This is a genomic window from Actinoplanes sp. SE50/110, assembly GCF_900119315.1.
Classification (GTDB): domain Bacteria; phylum Actinomycetota; class Actinomycetes; order Mycobacteriales; family Micromonosporaceae; genus Actinoplanes.
Window position 1 is genome coordinate 5,336,966 of sequence record NZ_LT827010.1, and the last position, 15,940, is coordinate 5,352,905.

The window sequence follows — 15,940 nt, forward strand, 5'->3', positions numbered from 1 at the left end:
CTCCCGGGCCGGTGTGGCCCGCGTCATGCCGCGTTCTGCACAGCACGGCGGCGCCCCTGCCGATTACCCACGACATGGCAGCACGCAGGGTTTGGGGATTTCTCGGGGGCACCACGGTTGCCGTCGCGCTCGCAGCGGTGACCTACAACTCCACCTTCGGGAACGTCTTCTACGTCCTCCTGTACGGCGCGCTGACCAGTGCCGCCTGGCTGGCGATGCGCCGGGTGCCGGCCGGGCCGCAGCGCCGGCCGTGGCTGCTGGTCGCCGTCACGCAGACCCTCTGGTTCGCCGGCGACGCGACCGAGCTGGCCTACTACTACCTGGCGAAGGTCCCGCCGGTCGGCCTGTCCGACGTCTGCTGGCTCGGCGGGTACGCGGTGCTCACCGTGGCGCTGGTACTGATGGCCCGCCGCCGGGCCCCCGGCCGGCTGCGCGGCGCGGTCCTCGACGCGCTCACCCTGACCGCGGCGGCCGCCCTGGTCAGCTGGCAGTTCCTGATCGAGCCGTCGCTGCGGCAGGGCTACTCCACGGGGGCGTCGATCATCCCGGCGCTCTACCCGGTCGCCGACGTCGTGGTGCTCGCCGCGCTGCTGTTCATCGCCCTGTCCCCGGGCACGCGCCAGGCGCCGACCCGCCTGCTGTTCGGCGCGGTCGCCCTCTACCTGTCGATCGATCTCATCACCAACATCGGGTTCCATTTCCTGTCGGACGGGCTGGTGGCCCGCGCCGGCAGCCTGATCATGCTGGGCAACGCCCTGCTGACCGCCGCCTGCCTGCACCCGAAGCGCGACGAGCTGACCCGCTCCAGCGCCCAGGTCCGGGTGCTGCACCCGTCCCGCGTCCTGTTCCTCGGCGTCGCGTTCCTGACCGCCCCCGTCCTCACCGCCGTCCAGGACGGCCTGGCCAAGAACGCGGTGGCCACCCTGCTCGCCACCGCCGCCAGCACGATCTTCGTGCTGACCCGGTTCACCCTGGCCGTGCGCGAGCAGGAGCGGGCCCAGGCGCAGCTCTCCCACCAGGCGCACCACGACCCGCTCACCGGCCTGGCGAACCGCGCCATGCTCACTGACGAGATGGACCGCGGCCGCCCCACCGGTGTCGCCGTGCTCTACCTGGACCTGGACGGCTTCAAGCAGGTCAACGACCGCTACGGCCACGAGGCCGGCGACCTGGTGCTGACCACCGTCGCCAACCGCCTGTCCGCCGCCGTCCGCGGCACCGACCTGGTGGTCCGCCTCGGCGGCGACGAGTTCGTGCTGTTCTGCCCCGACCTGCCGGCGCCGGACGCCATCCGGCTCGCCGAGCGGGTGGTCGCCGACGTGGCCCGGCCCATCCCGTTCCAGGGCAGCCAGCTGGACGTCGGCGCCAGTATCGGCATCGCCGCCTACGGCGCCGGCGAGCAGGCCCACGAGCGGGACGCGCTGCGCGCCGCCGACGCCGCCATGTACGAGGCGAAACGCCAGGGCCGCGGGCGCTGGGTGCTGGCCACTACCCTGGCGGCGTGACCCTGGGGTAACTGACCGGCAACTCGGCTCGGCGGGCGCGGTCACCCCTGGACACGGCGGGGTTGTCAGGATTAGCCTGACATTCCTCTACCGTCGGGAGACCACATGTCGGGCGACACCGCTGCGGACCCGGTGAGCGTCGAGCTGCGCTGCTCCTTCTGCGCCCAGCCGAGCTCCGAAGTCGAGAAGATCATCGCCGGGCCGGGCGTGTACATCTGCAACATCTGCGTCGACCTGTGCAACGACATTCTCGGGTCCGGCGACGACGACCCGCTCGCATCGGCTGCCCGCATGGCCGCTCGGGAGAACGGGATGACCGACGCGGAAATCCTCGACCTGCTTCCCCGCATCGTGGCGGTCGGCGCCCAGTCCGAGGCGAGCATCCAGCGGCTGGTCACGATCCTGCGCAACCGGAAAGTCACCTGGGCGCGGATAGGCGCCGCCCTGGGCATCACCCGGCAGTCCGCCTGGGAGCGATTCTCCGGCGAACAGTGATCGACCTCGGACAATCGGGAACGGGTAGGCACGTCGTCGGGGGGCGACTTCGTACACCCACCGGGGCTTGCTGTCCGCACGTTCCTGCCGGCCGAGGGCTTCCACCGGTCGGCACGAGACGCCCGAACCGGTCGAGCGCGGCCGCCCCGACCCGCCGGCCACGGGCCTGAACTTCAGCGCCCCGGCCCGCGACGGAGCGCCCAATCCGAGCCGTCGAGCGGCGGCTGACGCAGGATCATCTGCCCGGTGCAGTCGGACGATCCACGGTTGAGCTTCGAGCCCGTTGGCGCCATGCCCGTGCCGTGGAACGACGCCGAATGGCTGGACGCCGACCGCGCCTATGACCGGACCCACCCGCCCGCTGGACGCCGGGACCGGTCGGCGCCCGGTGTGAGCGGGCTGCCGCGAGGACGTAGCTGAGTTGATCGCCGGGTAGCGCGGCGGCCAGGTACGACCAACGGCTGGTGTGGACACCTGAAGAGCTTCAATTTTTAACTTCACTCTGACACATCTACCGGCATTGATAAGTCAACTTAATTAATATATGGTGTCACCACTCCCTCGGCGGCGTGGTGCTCTCCCTTCGACCTGTGAAACACCGCGCCACCCAACCCCCTCGAGGAGCGCTGTGTCCCCTCCATGGCCCTGCGATGGGCATCTCCGTTCACGTGGTAGCCGGCCTACCGGCCGCTGCCGGTCCTCGGCCGAACAGGCACGGCACATGCCGGCAGCCCGGGCCCTGATCGCGCCGAGGTGCGGGCCGAGCCGAACGGCACCTTGAGCAGGTTCTTCAGCTTCTCCGGGCACGGCCGGGGTGACGGTATGCACGTCGGCGCCGTCACCGAAGTAGAACCGCACTTGGATGCGCGCGCGAATATTCGCGGTTGAGCGCTGGCCTATTGCACCAGCCAGGCGCCGCCGGGCCGGCCGTCGAATGTGCGGACGTGGACTGATTCCGTGCCCGCCATCCCCGTTTCCACGCTGTGCACGGGTCAGTGACATTCGCCGGCAAAATGCGTCGAGCATGTGCAATTTCGGCACTGGAAGTGCTGCGAGGCTCCGGTACCAGCGGCGTCGTTTCCGACACATACGAATGTGATTCCAACTGTCCCTCACAGCGCACCGCGCTCAATGGAGGCAGCCATCACCAAGGCTGTCACTGCAGCGCTGAATTATCCCCGATTCGTCGTGTGAGAGGTTTCAGATGACACGAAGAAATTCTTCCCGGAGATCGATCGTCGCCGGACTCGGTGTCCTGGGTGTGGCCGTGGCCGCCGGTCTCATGGCCCCCGCATCCAACGCGTCCGCCTTCGCCGCGACCAGCCCGGCCAATGTGGTCGCCTTCCTCACATCGATCACCGGCGGCAAGATTGTCAGCGGGGTGCACAACAAGGGGTTGAATAATCCGACGGAGTACACGGCCGAGATGCAGTCCATCACCGGGAAAACGCCGGGCCTGTGGGGCAGTGAGCTGGGGTTTTCCGCCGGCGACATCCCGAACCGGCAGAAGATGATCAACCAGGCCAAGGCGCAGTGGTCCGCGGGTTCACTCGTTGCGCTGACCTGGCACCAGTGCCGTCCCGATGTCGCCACCTGTGAGTTCGACACTGGCGATAATCCTATTGTGGGCAGCGAGCTGAGCGATGCCGAGTGGTCGTCGCTTCTTACCGACGGTTCGTCGTTGAACAACGCGTACAAGGCGAAGATGGACCAGCTGGTTCCGTTTTTCCAGCAATTGAAGGACGCCGGCGTGCCCGTGTTGTTCCGTCCCCTGCATGAGATGAACGACGGCTGGGCCTGGTGGGGTGGCCGTTCCGGGTCCGGTGGTAGCGCGAAGCTGTACCAGCTCACGCACGACTACTTCTTGTCCAAGGGGCTGACGAACATCGCCTGGGTGTGGAACGTCAAGGACACCGGCAGCGCGAGCGGGGCAGCAGCCTACTACCCGGGTGACAATTACGTCGACGTGGTCACGCTCGACCCGTGGAACAACAACTTCCCCACTTCGGCCTGGTACTCGGCGATAGTGAACATCGCGCATGGTGTTAAACCGATCGCCTTGGCGGAGCTGGGCAACACGCCGAGCGCGGCAACGCTGGCGAGTCAGCCGAACTGGACCTATTTCATGATCTGGTCGGAATACATCGCCCAGTGCGGGTGCAACTCGACCATCCGGTCGACCTTCAGCAACGCTCGTGTGCTCAACCAGGGTGATTTCACCATCGCCACGGATGGCGGCACCACTCCACCGACAAGCCCGCCACCCACCGGCGGCACGGGCTCCATCAAGTCCAGCAGCGGCAAATGCGTGGAGGTGGCCGGGGCAAGCACGACCAATGGGACGGCCGTGCAGATCAACGATTGCAACGGTGGTCCCGCGCAGTCGTGGACGGTGGGTACCGACGGCACGATTCGTGCTCTCGGCAAGTGTCTGGACGTGACAGGGCAATATACGGCCAACGGAACGAAAATCCAGCTCTGGGACTGTAACCGGCAGACCAACCAGAAGTGGACCGTGCGGCCGGACGGCCACATCATCAGCGCGGCTTCGGGCCGGGCCCTGGACGTCCCGGCGGGTAGCACGACCAACGGCACCCAGCTGCAAATCTGGGACGTCAACACCAACGCCTGGCAGAAATGGACCCTGTCGGGAGGAGGAAGCGGACCCACCACCGGCCCGACGACCGGTCCGACGACGCCACCCACCGGGCCGGGCCCGTACACCCCGGCCCAGGTACTGTCCGGCATCCAGAGGAACATGACGGCTGCCAGGCAGGTCAACTCCAAGCCGCACATCAACACCATGACGCGGGCCCGGAACGTCAACGTCTACCAGGTGGCGTCGGGCGTGTACGCCTACACCTCCGGCATGGCCATCGACACGGACGGCAGCGACCCCGATCCCGACCCCGACCACCAGGGCGAGACCACCTTCCGGGACAGCAACGGTCAGTCCCTGGGCGCTCACCACGTGCCGTTCTACGTCCTGGGTGACGACTGCTGGGACCGCGTCTCGCCCTGCCCGCACTTCTTCTACGAAGAGCACGGCATCTCCGGGCGGCAGTTCGCGCTGGCCTTCTACCAAGGCAAGGTCATCGGCGCCATCTTCGGTGACACGCAGACCGCGAACGACCAGACCACCTCGGACAACGACTCCCGCGAGCTCGGCGAGGCGTCGGTGAAGGCGGCCTCGCTGCTCGGCATCCCCAGCAGCGGCACCAGCGGCGGCGTCGACAACGGCGTAACCGTGGCGATCTTCTCCGGTTCGTCCTGGATCGTGAACGGCACCAACGCCGACCTGAACGCCAATGCCCAGGCCATGGTCCAGAAGGCCCTCAACAGCCTCGGCGCCGGCATGGGTCGATAGTTCCCGAGATCGAGCGGGACCTCGCCAGGGGGCCGGCCGCGGCCGACCCTCTGGCCGGACAGACCTACGCCTCCGCCGCCACCACCGACGCCGTCACCGTCGACCAGCGCGTCCCGGTGGGCGCCGGGGTCACGCAGAGGTGGCGGACCAGAACCCGATACTCAGGACGATCGACGGGAGGAGCAGCACCGCGCTCAGGCAGATGGCGGTGATGGCGCGGCGGCGGCCCGGGGCGCCGCTGGTGGTGTGGCGCAGGTGCAGGGCGCCGAGGAGGATGGCGGCCCCCGCCGGGAGGCCGAAGGCGCAGAGGGACAAGGGCACGGCGGCGGCGGCCAGCAGGAGGGCGAGGGTCGCGCGGCGAGTTCCGGCCGCGGGGGTGACGGTGCCGGTGTTTCGCCATTCGGCGGGCACAGCGTGGTGCCCGGAGGTGGCGGGAGCGGCACCGCCGGCGGGGGCGTCATCCGACCATGGGGCGGGGGTGTATTCCGGCCACGGGGCCGGGGCCGGCTGGTTGTTCCAGGCCGGCGAGCCGGTGTCGGTCAGCGGCGTGGCCGGGTCGGTGAAGGGCGGTGCGATCACCCATTCCATCGGGCCCGGAGCGGATCCGTCCGCCGCGGAAGATTCGGCCGACGCAGGCGGCGCAGACCGGTCCGCCGCGGGGGAATCGGCCGACGCGGGCGACGCAGACCGGTCCGCCGCGGGGGAATCGGTCGACGCGGGCGACGCAGACACGTCCGCCGCGGGGCAATCGGTCGAAGGGGACGGCGAGGGCCAGTCGGGCGCGGAGGCGGGGCTGGGCGCGGACCACTCGGCGGGGGCGGGCCAGGCGGGCTCCGGGGTGTGGTGGTGCCCGTGGCCGTGGTCGTGGTGCGACTCCATGGTCGCCATCCTCCCGCGCCGGGGCGGGGTGCCGGAGCCGGGCCGAGCGGCAGATGTCGGCGGCGGATTAATGGATGGACAGCGTGGCACCGCAACCGATAACGTCCCGGGCAGCCGTGGAACGACCTGAGGAGGTGAGACCCCGTGAACGTTACTTCGATGTGGGTGCTCCCCCTCGTCCGCACGGCTCAGGGCTGATCTAGGCAGCCGCCCCGGAGCGCCCACGTCTGGCACTCCAGGAAAGGCGGCATGCCATGGAAACAAATACTTCTGACGTGATCCGGGTGTCGGAGCGGCATTGGCACGCTCTCGTCGACGATGAGGTGGCCGGCCGGGGCCAGGTGTCGCGACGGCCCGACGGGCGCGCGTTCGTCAGCGTCGACGCCTGGCAGGCGGGCGTGTTCCGGCGGCTGGCCGAGACGATGCTCGCGGAGCTGCCGCGGCCGCTCTACACGGTGGTGGACGAGGCCGATCTCGAGCTGCTCACCGCCTGGGAACGGTTCGGTTTCGGCCCGCGCCGGCGGGAGTGGGAATATGTCGTACCCACCAGTGGCGGTCGGGTGACGCCGCCGCCGGGAGTGACCGTCGGGCCCGCCGAGGCAACCTCCTTGCAGCGGTTGTACGCCGTGGTAAGGGCCGAGGTCGAGGCGGGCATCGGGTGGCAGAACATGCCGGCCGAGGTGCTGACCCGGCCGCTGGAACCGGCCCGCTACCTGGTCGCGTCCATGGACGGCGAGAGTGTGGGGCTGACCCGTCTCGGCCCGATGCCCCGGCGCCCGCACATCGGCCTGATCGCGGTCCGTTCCTCGCACCGCGGCCGGGGGATCGGGCGGGCGATGCTGGCCGAGGTGCTCGCCGACGCGCACCGATGCGGCGTCGCCACGGCATCGGCTGAGGTCAACTCGGCCAACACCGCTGCGGTCGCGCTGTTCGACGGGTTCGGCGGCCGCCGGGCCGGCAGCAACCTCGAGCTGGTCCTGAGGGGGCCACTCACCGGCAGCGAGCCGCGGGCGGCGTTGAGGGGGCGGCATGCCTGACGCGAGCCGCGGCATCCAGCAGGAGGGCCTGGTGGTCGAGTGCCTGCGCAACGCCACCTTCCGGGTGGAGCTGCCGAACGGGCACGTGGTGCTCGCCCACATCAGCGGAAAGATCAGGAAGAACTACATCAAGATCCTTCCGTACGACCGGGTGCTGGTCGAGATCAGCCCGTATGACCTGACCAGGGGCCGGATTCTCTACCGCTACCGGAACTGACCGCGTCCGGCGCCCGCCCGCCCCGCGGCGGGCGGGCGCCGGTCACCACCTGACCGGTGGGGCGTGCAGTTCCCGGCCCTGCGGCTGGCCCGGCACCGTACGGCGCCGGGGTAGTCGCCGGTACATCCGGGTGCGCTCCAGCGAGATCCACTCCCGGCCCTCGACGGCGATCGCCTCCAGGACGTGGACCGCGCTGGAGACGCCGGAGCTGTCCTTGGCGAGCCGGGCCAGCTGGTCCGGATCTTCGCGGCCGGTGTCGACCGTCGCCGGGTCGAAGTGGTCCACCAGCACCGGGATCTTCTGCCCGTCGATCAGGTTCAGCAGCAGGGCCTCCCGGCGGACCACCTTGTCGGTGCGGGCCAACGCATACGACTCGTCGTCGGTCAGCACCCGGGGCCGGCCGTCGTCGAAGCGGACCCCGACCTCGCGGACGTGGGCGGAGACGATCGCCTCGTACCGGAAGTTGTCCCGCCGCTCGCCGACGAACTTCCCGGACGCGAATTCCAGCCGCGCCTGCACCCGGCGCACCCCGCCCTCGGTGAGCAGGAACAGCAGCACCGTGTACGCCGAATGCCGGAACGGTCCACCCAGGATCCGGGCCCGCACGCTGCCCGCGGCCGCCTCGGTGAGCACCAGTTGGGTGACCACGTCGCGGCCGGTGAGCCGGGAGTCCAGCAGGACCGCCCGGGTGAAGTAGGCGAGGTCGAGGGCCAGCCACCGGCCCATCTCCACGTCGGTGGGCCGGTCGGCGAGGTGGGCGACCCGGCGCTGGTGTGCGGCGGTCTCGGCGTCGAAGCGCTGGGCGTACTCGGCGGTGTCCAGGGTGATCCGCCGCCGCTCGCCGTACAGCACCATGGCGCCGCCGCGGCCCACCCGGGTGGCCAGGTACAGCAGGCCGGCGGTCACCACGATGCCGAAGAAGTGGCTGTTCAGCAGGGTCAGCACGGCGATCACCGCGGCCCCGCCGAGCGCCGCCAGCCCACCGGCGAACTCCGGGGAGGCCAGCGGGGCGGCCGGCCGGTCCCGGCGGAATTCGTCGAGGCCACCGGCCCGCCAGCGCCGGGCGATCTCCCCGGCGTGGAAGTTGACCAGCCAGGCGAGTGTGGCCGCCGGCACCCCGGCGTGTGCGTACAGGTCGACCAGGTCGCCGTAGAGCGCGGCCCGCAATCCCCAGGTCTGCTGCCAGAAAGCGTCCCGGCTGTGATCGGCGGGCTGCCGCCGGGCGAACGCGGCATCGATCAGGCCGCTGACCGCGTCCGCGAAACCCTCCTGGGGCGCCTGGTTGCCCGGTCGTTCGATCGGGGCGCGCTCCCCGCGGGTCAGTTCGGCCTCCTTGGCCGCCCGCCGGCTGGCCAGGTAGGCCCGTTCGAGCAGCTGCCGGCCGGCGAACCAGCCGCCCGCGCCGAGCAGCGCGGTCACCGCCAGCGTGGCCAGGATGCTCACCTCGCCCAGCTCGGCGAGCAACGTCCAGAGGGCCAGCGCGGCGATCGCGGCGCCGCCGGCGACCGGCCGCCAGGCGCTGCCCGGCGGGGTCTGCAGCGGCACCTTGCGCACCGGCGGCGCCGGGTCCGGCTCGAAGAACTTGGGCACCCGGTCCCGGCGGTCCCCGGCCAGCCGCGCCGCCCGGACCCGCTCGTCGGTGCGCTGGTCGGCGTCGTCGCGCAGGATGTGCGCGAGGAACTGGCCGAGATGACTCTCGATCTCCAGCCGGTCCTCGGGCGGCAGGGCGGCGTGCCCGCGCAGCGCCTCGGCGCACGCCACCGGGTTGGGCTGGCCGTCCGGCCCGAGCGCCAGCAGGGCGTCGACGAAGCCCTGGATCACCGCGACCGACCGCCACCAGCGCCCGCTGGGATACTGGCCGGCCATCGCGAACGCGTGTTCCAGCGCGGCCAGATCCTCGTCCGACAGGTCGGTCAGCCGGCGGCCGCTGAGCACGGCGAGCGCCCACCGGTAGGCGACCTCGGCCGAGCTCAGCCCGCCGGTCATCACCGCTTCCCGGATCCGGCGGCGGGCCTCCCCGGCCAGCCCGGCGTCGAGGTAGTTGACCGCCACCCGGAACTGCTCCTCCGGGCCGGCGTCACCGGTCACGTGGTAGAAGTGGGCATCGCCGTGCAGCACCCCGATCTGGGTGTCCACATAGGCGTTGTCCTGGTTGACGAAGGTCTGCGCCACGTCCTCGTCCCAGTCGGTCACGCGCCACTCCCGTTGACCGCGGCCAGGATCGCGGCCACCGGGGCGGCCAGTCCGGCCACGTCGCCGACCAGACCGTTCAGCCGGCGCAGCGCGACCACGGCACGTCCGCGCCGGGACTCGCCGACCGCCGCGCGGGCCGCCTCCAGGTCCTGCCCGGCGGCCGCCAGGGTGTCCGTGTCCAGGTCGCCGCGCTCGTGGGCACGGTCCAGCAGCAGGCGCAGTCGGTCGATCTCCCCGGGGAGGCCGGCCGAGGCGCCCTGGTGCAGGTCGCCGCTGAGATGGCCGATCTGGGTGCCGACCCGGGCGTTGCCGGAAGTGGTGAAGCTCTGGTGATAGGTGGACATCGTCTTCTCTCGGGTTCTCCGTCAGGACCGGGAACAGGCTGGCCGCCGGGTGTGGCCGCGGAAAACCGGACGAAGAGGGGAAGACGCCAGTCACCGTCAGTGACCTGCGGCGATGTGCGCGCCCGACACGCAACGACACCCGTCCGAGTGTCAGCCGGTCGGGGAAACCGGCCACTTGACACGAAGGCCTATTTTGTAAAACATCTATTCATGACCGCTGCTGTAGCCGGGTCGTGGCGTGACGTCAAACGTCCGCTGTGGCCACTCGCCCTCGTGGTTCCCGCCCTGCCCTTCGCCGCCCTGCTGCTCGCCCGCGCCACCGGATCCGGGTGGGCGTGGTGGCTCACCCCGGTCTTCATCCTCGGCGTCATCCCGGTCATCGACCTGCTGGTCGGCGACGACCGCGCCAACCCGCCCGAGGAGGCGGTGCCCGCCCTGCAGGCGTCGCCGTACTACCGCTGGATCACCTTCCTGTTCCTGCCCGCGCAGTACGCCGCACTGGTGATCACCTGCGCCGCCTGGACCCGGCAGCCCGGGCTCGGCCTGGTGCTGACCGCCGGCCTGGTCAACGGCATCGCCATCAACACCGCCCACGAGCTCGGTCACAAGCGGGAGACCGTCGAACGCTGGCTTTCCAAGATCGCGCTGGCGCCCACCGGCTACGGCCACTTCTTCGTCGAACACAACCGGGGTCATCACGTCCGCGTCGCCACCCCGGAAGACCCGGCCAGCTCCCGGCTCGGCGAGTCGTTCTGGCGCTTCTGGCCGCGGACCGTGCTCGGCAGCCTCCGCTCCGCCTGGCACCTGGAGACCAGCCGGCACCGCCTCCGCGGCCGCAGCCCGTGGCGGCTGCACAACGACATCCTCAACGCGTGGCTGATGACCGTCGTCCTGTTCGCCGCGTTGACCGCCGTCTTCGGCCCCGCCATCCTGGTCTTCCTGGTGCTGCAGGCGGTGGTCGGCTTCTCCGTCCTGGAGGCGGTCAACTACCTGGAGCACTACGGGCTGCTGCGGCAACGCACCCCGACCGGCCGCTACGAGAAGGTCGACCCGCGGCACAGCTGGAACAGCGACCGGCTCACCACCAACATCTTCCTGTTCCAGTTGCAGCGCCACAGCGACCACCACGCCAACCCGCAGCGGCGCTACCAGACGCTGCGTACCTTCGAGGTCTCACCGCAACTTCCCGCGGGGTACGCCACGATGCTGCTCCTGGCGCTCGTCCCCCCGTTGTGGCGGCGGGTGATGGACCACCGGGTCCTCGACCACTACCGCGGCGACGCCACCCTGGCCAACGCGGCCGGCCGGTCAGCGCAGTAGCCGCACGAACACCTCGGCCAGCGCGGCCGCCGACGCCTCCGGCGACTCCCCCGGCAGCACGATGTGGCTGACGGTGAGCCGCACGATCGACTCGGCGGCCAGCGCCGCGTCCACGCCCGGCACGCACGCGTCGGCCCACTCCCGGATCACCGTGGCCGCCGCCGCGAGCACCAGGTCGGAGCGGGTGGTCAGATACGGGAACAGGCCGTCGGCGGAGCTGTCCAGGATGGAGCGGATCAGCGGGTTGCCGGCGGCCTCCCGCAGGGTGTGCAGGATCGCGGCGTACGCGGCGCCCCGCACGTCCGCACCCGCCGCGAACAGCCGCTCCCGGACCGCGCCGGTGAACTGCTCGATCTCCCACACGGCGAGCGCCTGCGCCACACCGGCGCGATCACCGAACTCGTTGTAGACCGTCTGCCGGCTCATCCCCGCGGCCCGCGCCACATCGGCCATCCGCACCTTGTCCCAGCCACGCTCGGCCGCCAGCGAGCGGGCCGCGGCAACCAGACGTTCGCGGGGCGTGCGGTCGGCATCCATGAGGACAGCAGCATACAAACCGGGACCAGCCCCCGCACACACCCAGTCATCCTGTCGCACCCCGGCAGACCACCCCGCCCACGACCGGCCGAAGCGGTGCGTCAACCGGCCTCCGGGCATCGGTCGACGCCGTACGAGACAGGCCGCCGGCCGCCGTGATCCTCGCGGCCGCTCAGCAGGTCCGCCAGATGCGCTCGCGGAGGTCACCGGGACCCGACTTCGGTGGAGTGCGAGGGTTTTCCCTATTTCGAGAATAGACGCAGATAGATAACGTCACTTCCGGCACACCCGGTACCGGCTACTCCGCCGGACCGGGTCTAGCCCGCCCACTACCCCCATGGGCGGGAAAGGAGTACGTGAGATGGCACGAATCCCCCTGGGCATCGCCCTGGCGGCCGGGACCGCGGCGGCGTCCGCCCTGGTCGCGGTGGCTGGTCCGGCCGCGGCGAAGGCACCCGGCGCGGACCCGGTCGCGCGGGCCGACGCCCTGGTCGCCGCCCGACCGGCGGCGCTGCACGCCAGCGCCCACGACGGCTTCCTCCGCCGTCAGGTGATCCGGTCGCAAGGGCTGACCTACGCGGCCTACGACCGGACGTACAAGGGTCTGTCGGTGAAAGGTGGCGACCTGGTGGTCGTTACCGACAGCGCCGGCCAGACGCGCTACACCTCGGTGGCGCAGAACAACGCGATCGGTGAGCTGACGACCGTACCGGCAATCTCGGAGAGCTCCGCGGTGACCACCGCCCGGCAGCTGCTCAAGAGCGTGTCCGGTGTCGAGCCGACCCGGCTGATCGTCGTCACGGCCGACGGCCGGGCGGCGACGCTGGCCTGGGAGACCACGGTGAACGGGCGCAGCGCGACCGGAGCGAGCCGGCTGACCGTCGACGTGGACGCGCAGACCGGCAAGGTGCTCTCCACCGAGGAGCACGTCACCGAGGCGACCGGCAGCGGCACCGGCTGGATCAACGGCTCGGTCTCGCTGAACACCACGCTGTCCGGGTCGACGTACTCCCTCAAGGATCCCTCGACGACCAACCTGAGCTGCCAGGACGCCTCGACGAACAAGGTGTTCAGCGGCACCGACAACGTGTGGGGCAACGGGGTCGGCACCAGCAAGGAGACCGGCTGTGTGGACGCGCTGTACGTGGCGCAGAAGCAGAAGGCGATGCTCTCCGCGTGGCTGGGGCGCAACGGGCAGGACGGCTCCGGCGGCGCCTGGCCGCTGCGGGTCGGGCTGAACGACCAGAACGCCTACTACGACGGCACCCAGGTGCAGATCGGCAAGAACACCGCCGGCAAGTGGATCGCGTCGCTCGACGTCGTCGGCCACGAGCTGGGTCACGGCATCGACGACCACACCCCGGGCAGCCTGTCGAAGGGCGGCACCCAGGAGTTCGTGGCCGACACCTTCGGCGCGGCGACCGAGGCGTACGCGGCGAACCCCAACGACCCGGCCGACTACCAGGTCGGCGAAGAGGTCAACCTGGTCGGCTCCGGCCCGATCCGGTACATGTACAACCCGTCGCTGGCCGGCGACAGCAACTGCTACTCCAGCAGTACCCCGAGCCAGGAGGTGCACGCCGCGGCCGGTCCCGGCAACCACTGGTTCTACCTGCTCGCCCAGGGCAGCGCCGGGAACGGCCAGCCGGCCAGCCCGACCTGCAACGGCGCGTCGGTGACCGGGGTGGGCATCCAGACCGCCATCAAGATCATGTACAACGCGATGCTGCTCAAGACCTCCAGCTCGTCCTACGCCAAGTACCGGGTGTGGACGCTGCAGGCCGCGAAGAACCTGTACCCGGGCAGCTGCACCCAGTTCAACGCGGTCAAGGCCGCCTGGAACGCGGTGAGCCTGCCGGCCCAGTCCGGTGAGCCCACCTGCTGATGATCGTCTGAGGGCGGGCCTCCGGGCCCGCCCTTTTCATGCTTTTTGCGCGGTACGATCACTGCCGTGGACCCGGCCGATTCCCGGACCGGTGCGACCCGGCGGCTGGAGGCCTCGCTGCGGGACTGCTCGATCGCCCCCGGCGTCGTCCAGCAGGCGCGACCATCCGGAGCGGATGGCTCAATCGGCTCGATTGGTAGCGGGCGGGAACAGTTCGATCGGCGGCCGGGGCCGGAGGTCCCTGCTGCGGGATTCCCGCCGCGGCACTGATGTAACGACGGACACACCCCGGGTTTCGCCAGCGGGGCGACTATCCCGCTCCCTTTGGAATGTCTGGTTTATATCACTCGATGCGGGGTCCCGAATCGAATCAAGATCTGTCAAGATGACCCGGTCCCTCCACCGCATCAGAAATAGATCGATCCGGCAGGCAACTTTTCCGGTCGCAGCCGCGTCTATCCTTGTGCGGCCACGGATGGCGCAGGCCGGACCCCCCTCGATTGTGAGAGCCAATGATTCAGCGACGTAAGGTCATCATCGGTTCACTCGGTGTTGCCGCGGCCGCCACCACGGTTGCCGGTTGCTCCTCGAAAAAGGACGCGACCACGTCCGGGGGCACGATCTGGACGCAGCCCGTGGCCAACAACGAGCAGCCCGCCGCGGCCGCCGCGCCGGTGCAGGTCACCGTCACGCCGGACGCCGGGGCCACCGGGGTCTCCCCGGTGAAGCCGATCACCGTCGCGGTCACCGGGGGCAAGCTGGAGGCGGTCACCGTCACCGCCGGCAAGGAGAAGGTCGACGGCGAGATCAAGCCCGACGGCTCCTGGGTCTCCACCGAGCACCTGGCGTATGGAAAGACGTACAAGGTGGCCGTGACCGCCACCGACAGCACGGGCGCCAAGACCGAGAAGTCGTCCTCGTTCTCCACGATCAAGCCGCACGCCACGGTCCGGGTCACCTTCCAGGCCAACGCGATGAGCGCGCTGCAGTCGGGGCACACCTACGGCGCCGGGCAGCCGGTGATCGTGGCGTTCAGCAAGGCGGTCAACAAGGAGCTCGCCGAGAAGGCGATCGAGATCAAGACCTCGCCGTCGGTCGAGGGCAAGTTCTACTGGGCCGACGACAAAACCGTGCACTGGCGGCCGGCGAAATACTGGACGGCCGGCTCGACCGTCAAAGTCAGTGTCAACGCCCTCGGGGTCAACCTCGGCAAGGGCGTCTACGGCGAGAAGAACGCGTCGGCCAACTTCAAGATCGGCCGTCAGCTGATCACCATCGTCGACAACCGGACACACGTCGCCAAGGTGTACATCGACGGCAAGGTCGTGCGCCGCATGAAGTGCAGCCTCGGCATGGGCGGCACCACCACCGGCGCCAACGGTCAGAAGATCAGCTTCTGGACCGCCGGCGGCCCGCACGTCGTGCTCTCCAAGGAGCGCAAGCACGACATGAGCTCGGCCAGCTACGGCGTCTCCGACCCGAAAAACCCGTACTACTACGCCGCCGAGACCATCGAGTACTGCACCCGGATCACCTACTCCGGCGAGTTCCTGCACGCCGCCCCGTGGAACCACCAGCTCGGCCAGGCCAACCGCTCGCACGGCTGCATCAACCTGAGCGTCGACGACGCCAAGTGGGTCTACGAGAACTTCCTGGTCGGCGACATCGTCGACGTCAAGAACAGCCCGCGGGAACTGCCGATCTGGAACGGTCTCGGCGACTGGACCGTCTCGTTCGACAAGTACGGCCGCTAGCGCGACGGCGACAGCGACGGGGACGCCCCGGTCGACGCGACGCTCGAGCGTCGCGTCGACCCGCGTTCGATCCGGACGCCGTCCAACGGCGCGACCAGGTCGAACGCGGCTTCAACCGGCGCGGATACGCCACCCGATGCGACAAGCGGGAAGCGCACCTCCAAGCCACCTTGGACCTCGTCGAAATACTCGACCGGCTCCGCGCTGTACCCGACGGCCTTGATCCAGAGACAGAATTCCACGCTTCGTTCCTGGAATCCTCGTACGTGATCGTCAGCCGGTAGACCCGTCGCGCGCCGAGGCTCAGGCCGGGAGAAGACCGCGTTCACCTGCTGTCGACTCCGTCTCCTATGGACAGCGCAACATCGGCGAACGCTGCATCAACCGGTTCGAACAACGGCACGGTT

General features: G+C 69.9%; 12 protein-coding genes and 1 pseudogene. 8 read left to right on the forward strand and 5 right to left on the reverse strand.

Annotation, left to right across the window (positions count from 1 at the left end):
- The first annotated feature begins 137 nt into the window (after nucleotides 1-137).
- The 3 genes and pseudogenes from ACSP50_RS23940 (at nucleotide 138) to ACSP50_RS43525 (ending at nucleotide 5,367) form a co-directional block, all read left to right on the forward strand.
- Complete coding sequence (locus ACSP50_RS23940) at nucleotides 138-1,505, forward strand: GGDEF domain-containing protein (protein WP_231956703.1); 1,368 nt, start codon at nucleotides 138-140, stop codon at nucleotides 1,503-1,505.
- A 105-nt stretch (nucleotides 1,506-1,610) separates the two neighbouring features.
- Nucleotides 1,611-1,757: pseudogene (locus tag ACSP50_RS44860) on the forward strand (ClpX C4-type zinc finger protein); the annotation flags it as partial.
- A 1,510-nt stretch (nucleotides 1,758-3,267) separates the two neighbouring features.
- A complete protein-coding gene (locus ACSP50_RS43525) occupies nucleotides 3,268-5,367 on the forward strand; it encodes a glycosyl hydrolase (RefSeq protein WP_197688085.1) in 2,100 nt (699 codons plus the stop codon).
- Nucleotides 5,368-5,496: 129 nt separating this feature from the next.
- Here the strand turns inward: ACSP50_RS43525 and ACSP50_RS23965 are convergent, their stop codons facing one another.
- On the reverse strand, nucleotides 5,497-5,946 hold the full coding sequence (locus ACSP50_RS23965; protein WP_080127992.1) for a hypothetical protein: 450 nt from the start codon (nucleotides 5,944-5,946) through the stop codon (nucleotides 5,497-5,499).
- Between the two features lie 575 nt (nucleotides 5,947-6,521).
- Here ACSP50_RS23965 and ACSP50_RS23975 point away from each other — a divergent pair.
- The gene (locus ACSP50_RS23975; RefSeq protein WP_231956704.1) at nucleotides 6,522-7,283 is read left to right on the forward strand and encodes a GNAT family N-acetyltransferase; all 762 of its coding nucleotides are present in this window, start codon (nucleotides 6,522-6,524) and stop codon (nucleotides 7,281-7,283) included.
- Nucleotides 7,276-7,500 (forward strand): translation initiation factor IF-1, encoded by a 225-nt coding sequence (gene infA, locus ACSP50_RS23980; protein WP_014691869.1) that lies wholly within the window; start codon nucleotides 7,276-7,278, stop codon nucleotides 7,498-7,500. The genes ACSP50_RS23975 and infA overlap by 8 nt, the downstream gene beginning before the upstream one ends.
- A gap of 42 nt (nucleotides 7,501-7,542) precedes the next feature.
- Here the strand turns inward: infA and ACSP50_RS23985 are convergent, their stop codons facing one another.
- Nucleotides 7,543-9,693, reverse strand: coding sequence for a hypothetical protein (locus ACSP50_RS23985; protein ID WP_014691870.1), 2,151 nt, complete (start codon nucleotides 9,691-9,693; stop codon nucleotides 7,543-7,545).
- Entirely contained in the window at nucleotides 9,690-10,037 is a 348-nt protein-coding gene (locus tag ACSP50_RS23990; RefSeq protein ID WP_014691871.1) for a hypothetical protein, read from the reverse strand. The genes ACSP50_RS23985 and ACSP50_RS23990 overlap by 4 nt, the downstream gene beginning before the upstream one ends.
- Nucleotides 10,038-10,247: 210 nt before the next feature.
- Between ACSP50_RS23990 and ACSP50_RS23995 the strand changes: the two genes are divergently transcribed.
- Nucleotides 10,248-11,357, forward strand: a complete 1,110-nt coding sequence (locus ACSP50_RS23995; protein WP_014691872.1) for an alkane 1-monooxygenase — start codon at nucleotides 10,248-10,250, stop codon at nucleotides 11,355-11,357.
- On the opposite strand, the gene ACSP50_RS24000 is transcribed toward ACSP50_RS23995, so the two are convergent.
- The gene (locus ACSP50_RS24000; protein ID WP_014691873.1) at nucleotides 11,346-11,894 is read right to left on the reverse strand and encodes a TetR/AcrR family transcriptional regulator; all 549 of its coding nucleotides are present in this window, start codon (nucleotides 11,892-11,894) and stop codon (nucleotides 11,346-11,348) included. The two genes, ACSP50_RS23995 and ACSP50_RS24000, sit on opposite strands and share 12 nt — an antisense overlap.
- Before the next feature lie 361 nt (nucleotides 11,895-12,255).
- On the opposite strand from ACSP50_RS24000, the gene ACSP50_RS24005 reads away from it, so the two are divergent.
- Both ACSP50_RS24005 and ACSP50_RS24010 read left to right on the forward strand, forming a co-directional pair.
- A complete protein-coding gene (locus ACSP50_RS24005) occupies nucleotides 12,256-13,779 on the forward strand; it encodes a M4 family metallopeptidase (RefSeq protein WP_014691874.1) in 1,524 nt (507 codons plus the stop codon).
- A gap of 512 nt (nucleotides 13,780-14,291) precedes the next feature.
- Complete coding sequence (locus ACSP50_RS24010) at nucleotides 14,292-15,533, forward strand: Ig-like domain-containing protein (RefSeq protein WP_014691875.1); 1,242 nt, start codon at nucleotides 14,292-14,294, stop codon at nucleotides 15,531-15,533.
- Here ACSP50_RS24010 and ACSP50_RS24015 read toward each other — a convergent pair.
- Nucleotides 15,530-15,862, reverse strand: a complete 333-nt coding sequence (locus ACSP50_RS24015; protein WP_155123606.1) for a hypothetical protein — start codon at nucleotides 15,860-15,862, stop codon at nucleotides 15,530-15,532. The two genes, ACSP50_RS24010 and ACSP50_RS24015, sit on opposite strands and share 4 nt — an antisense overlap.
- Nucleotides 15,863-15,940: the final 78 nt, after the last annotated feature.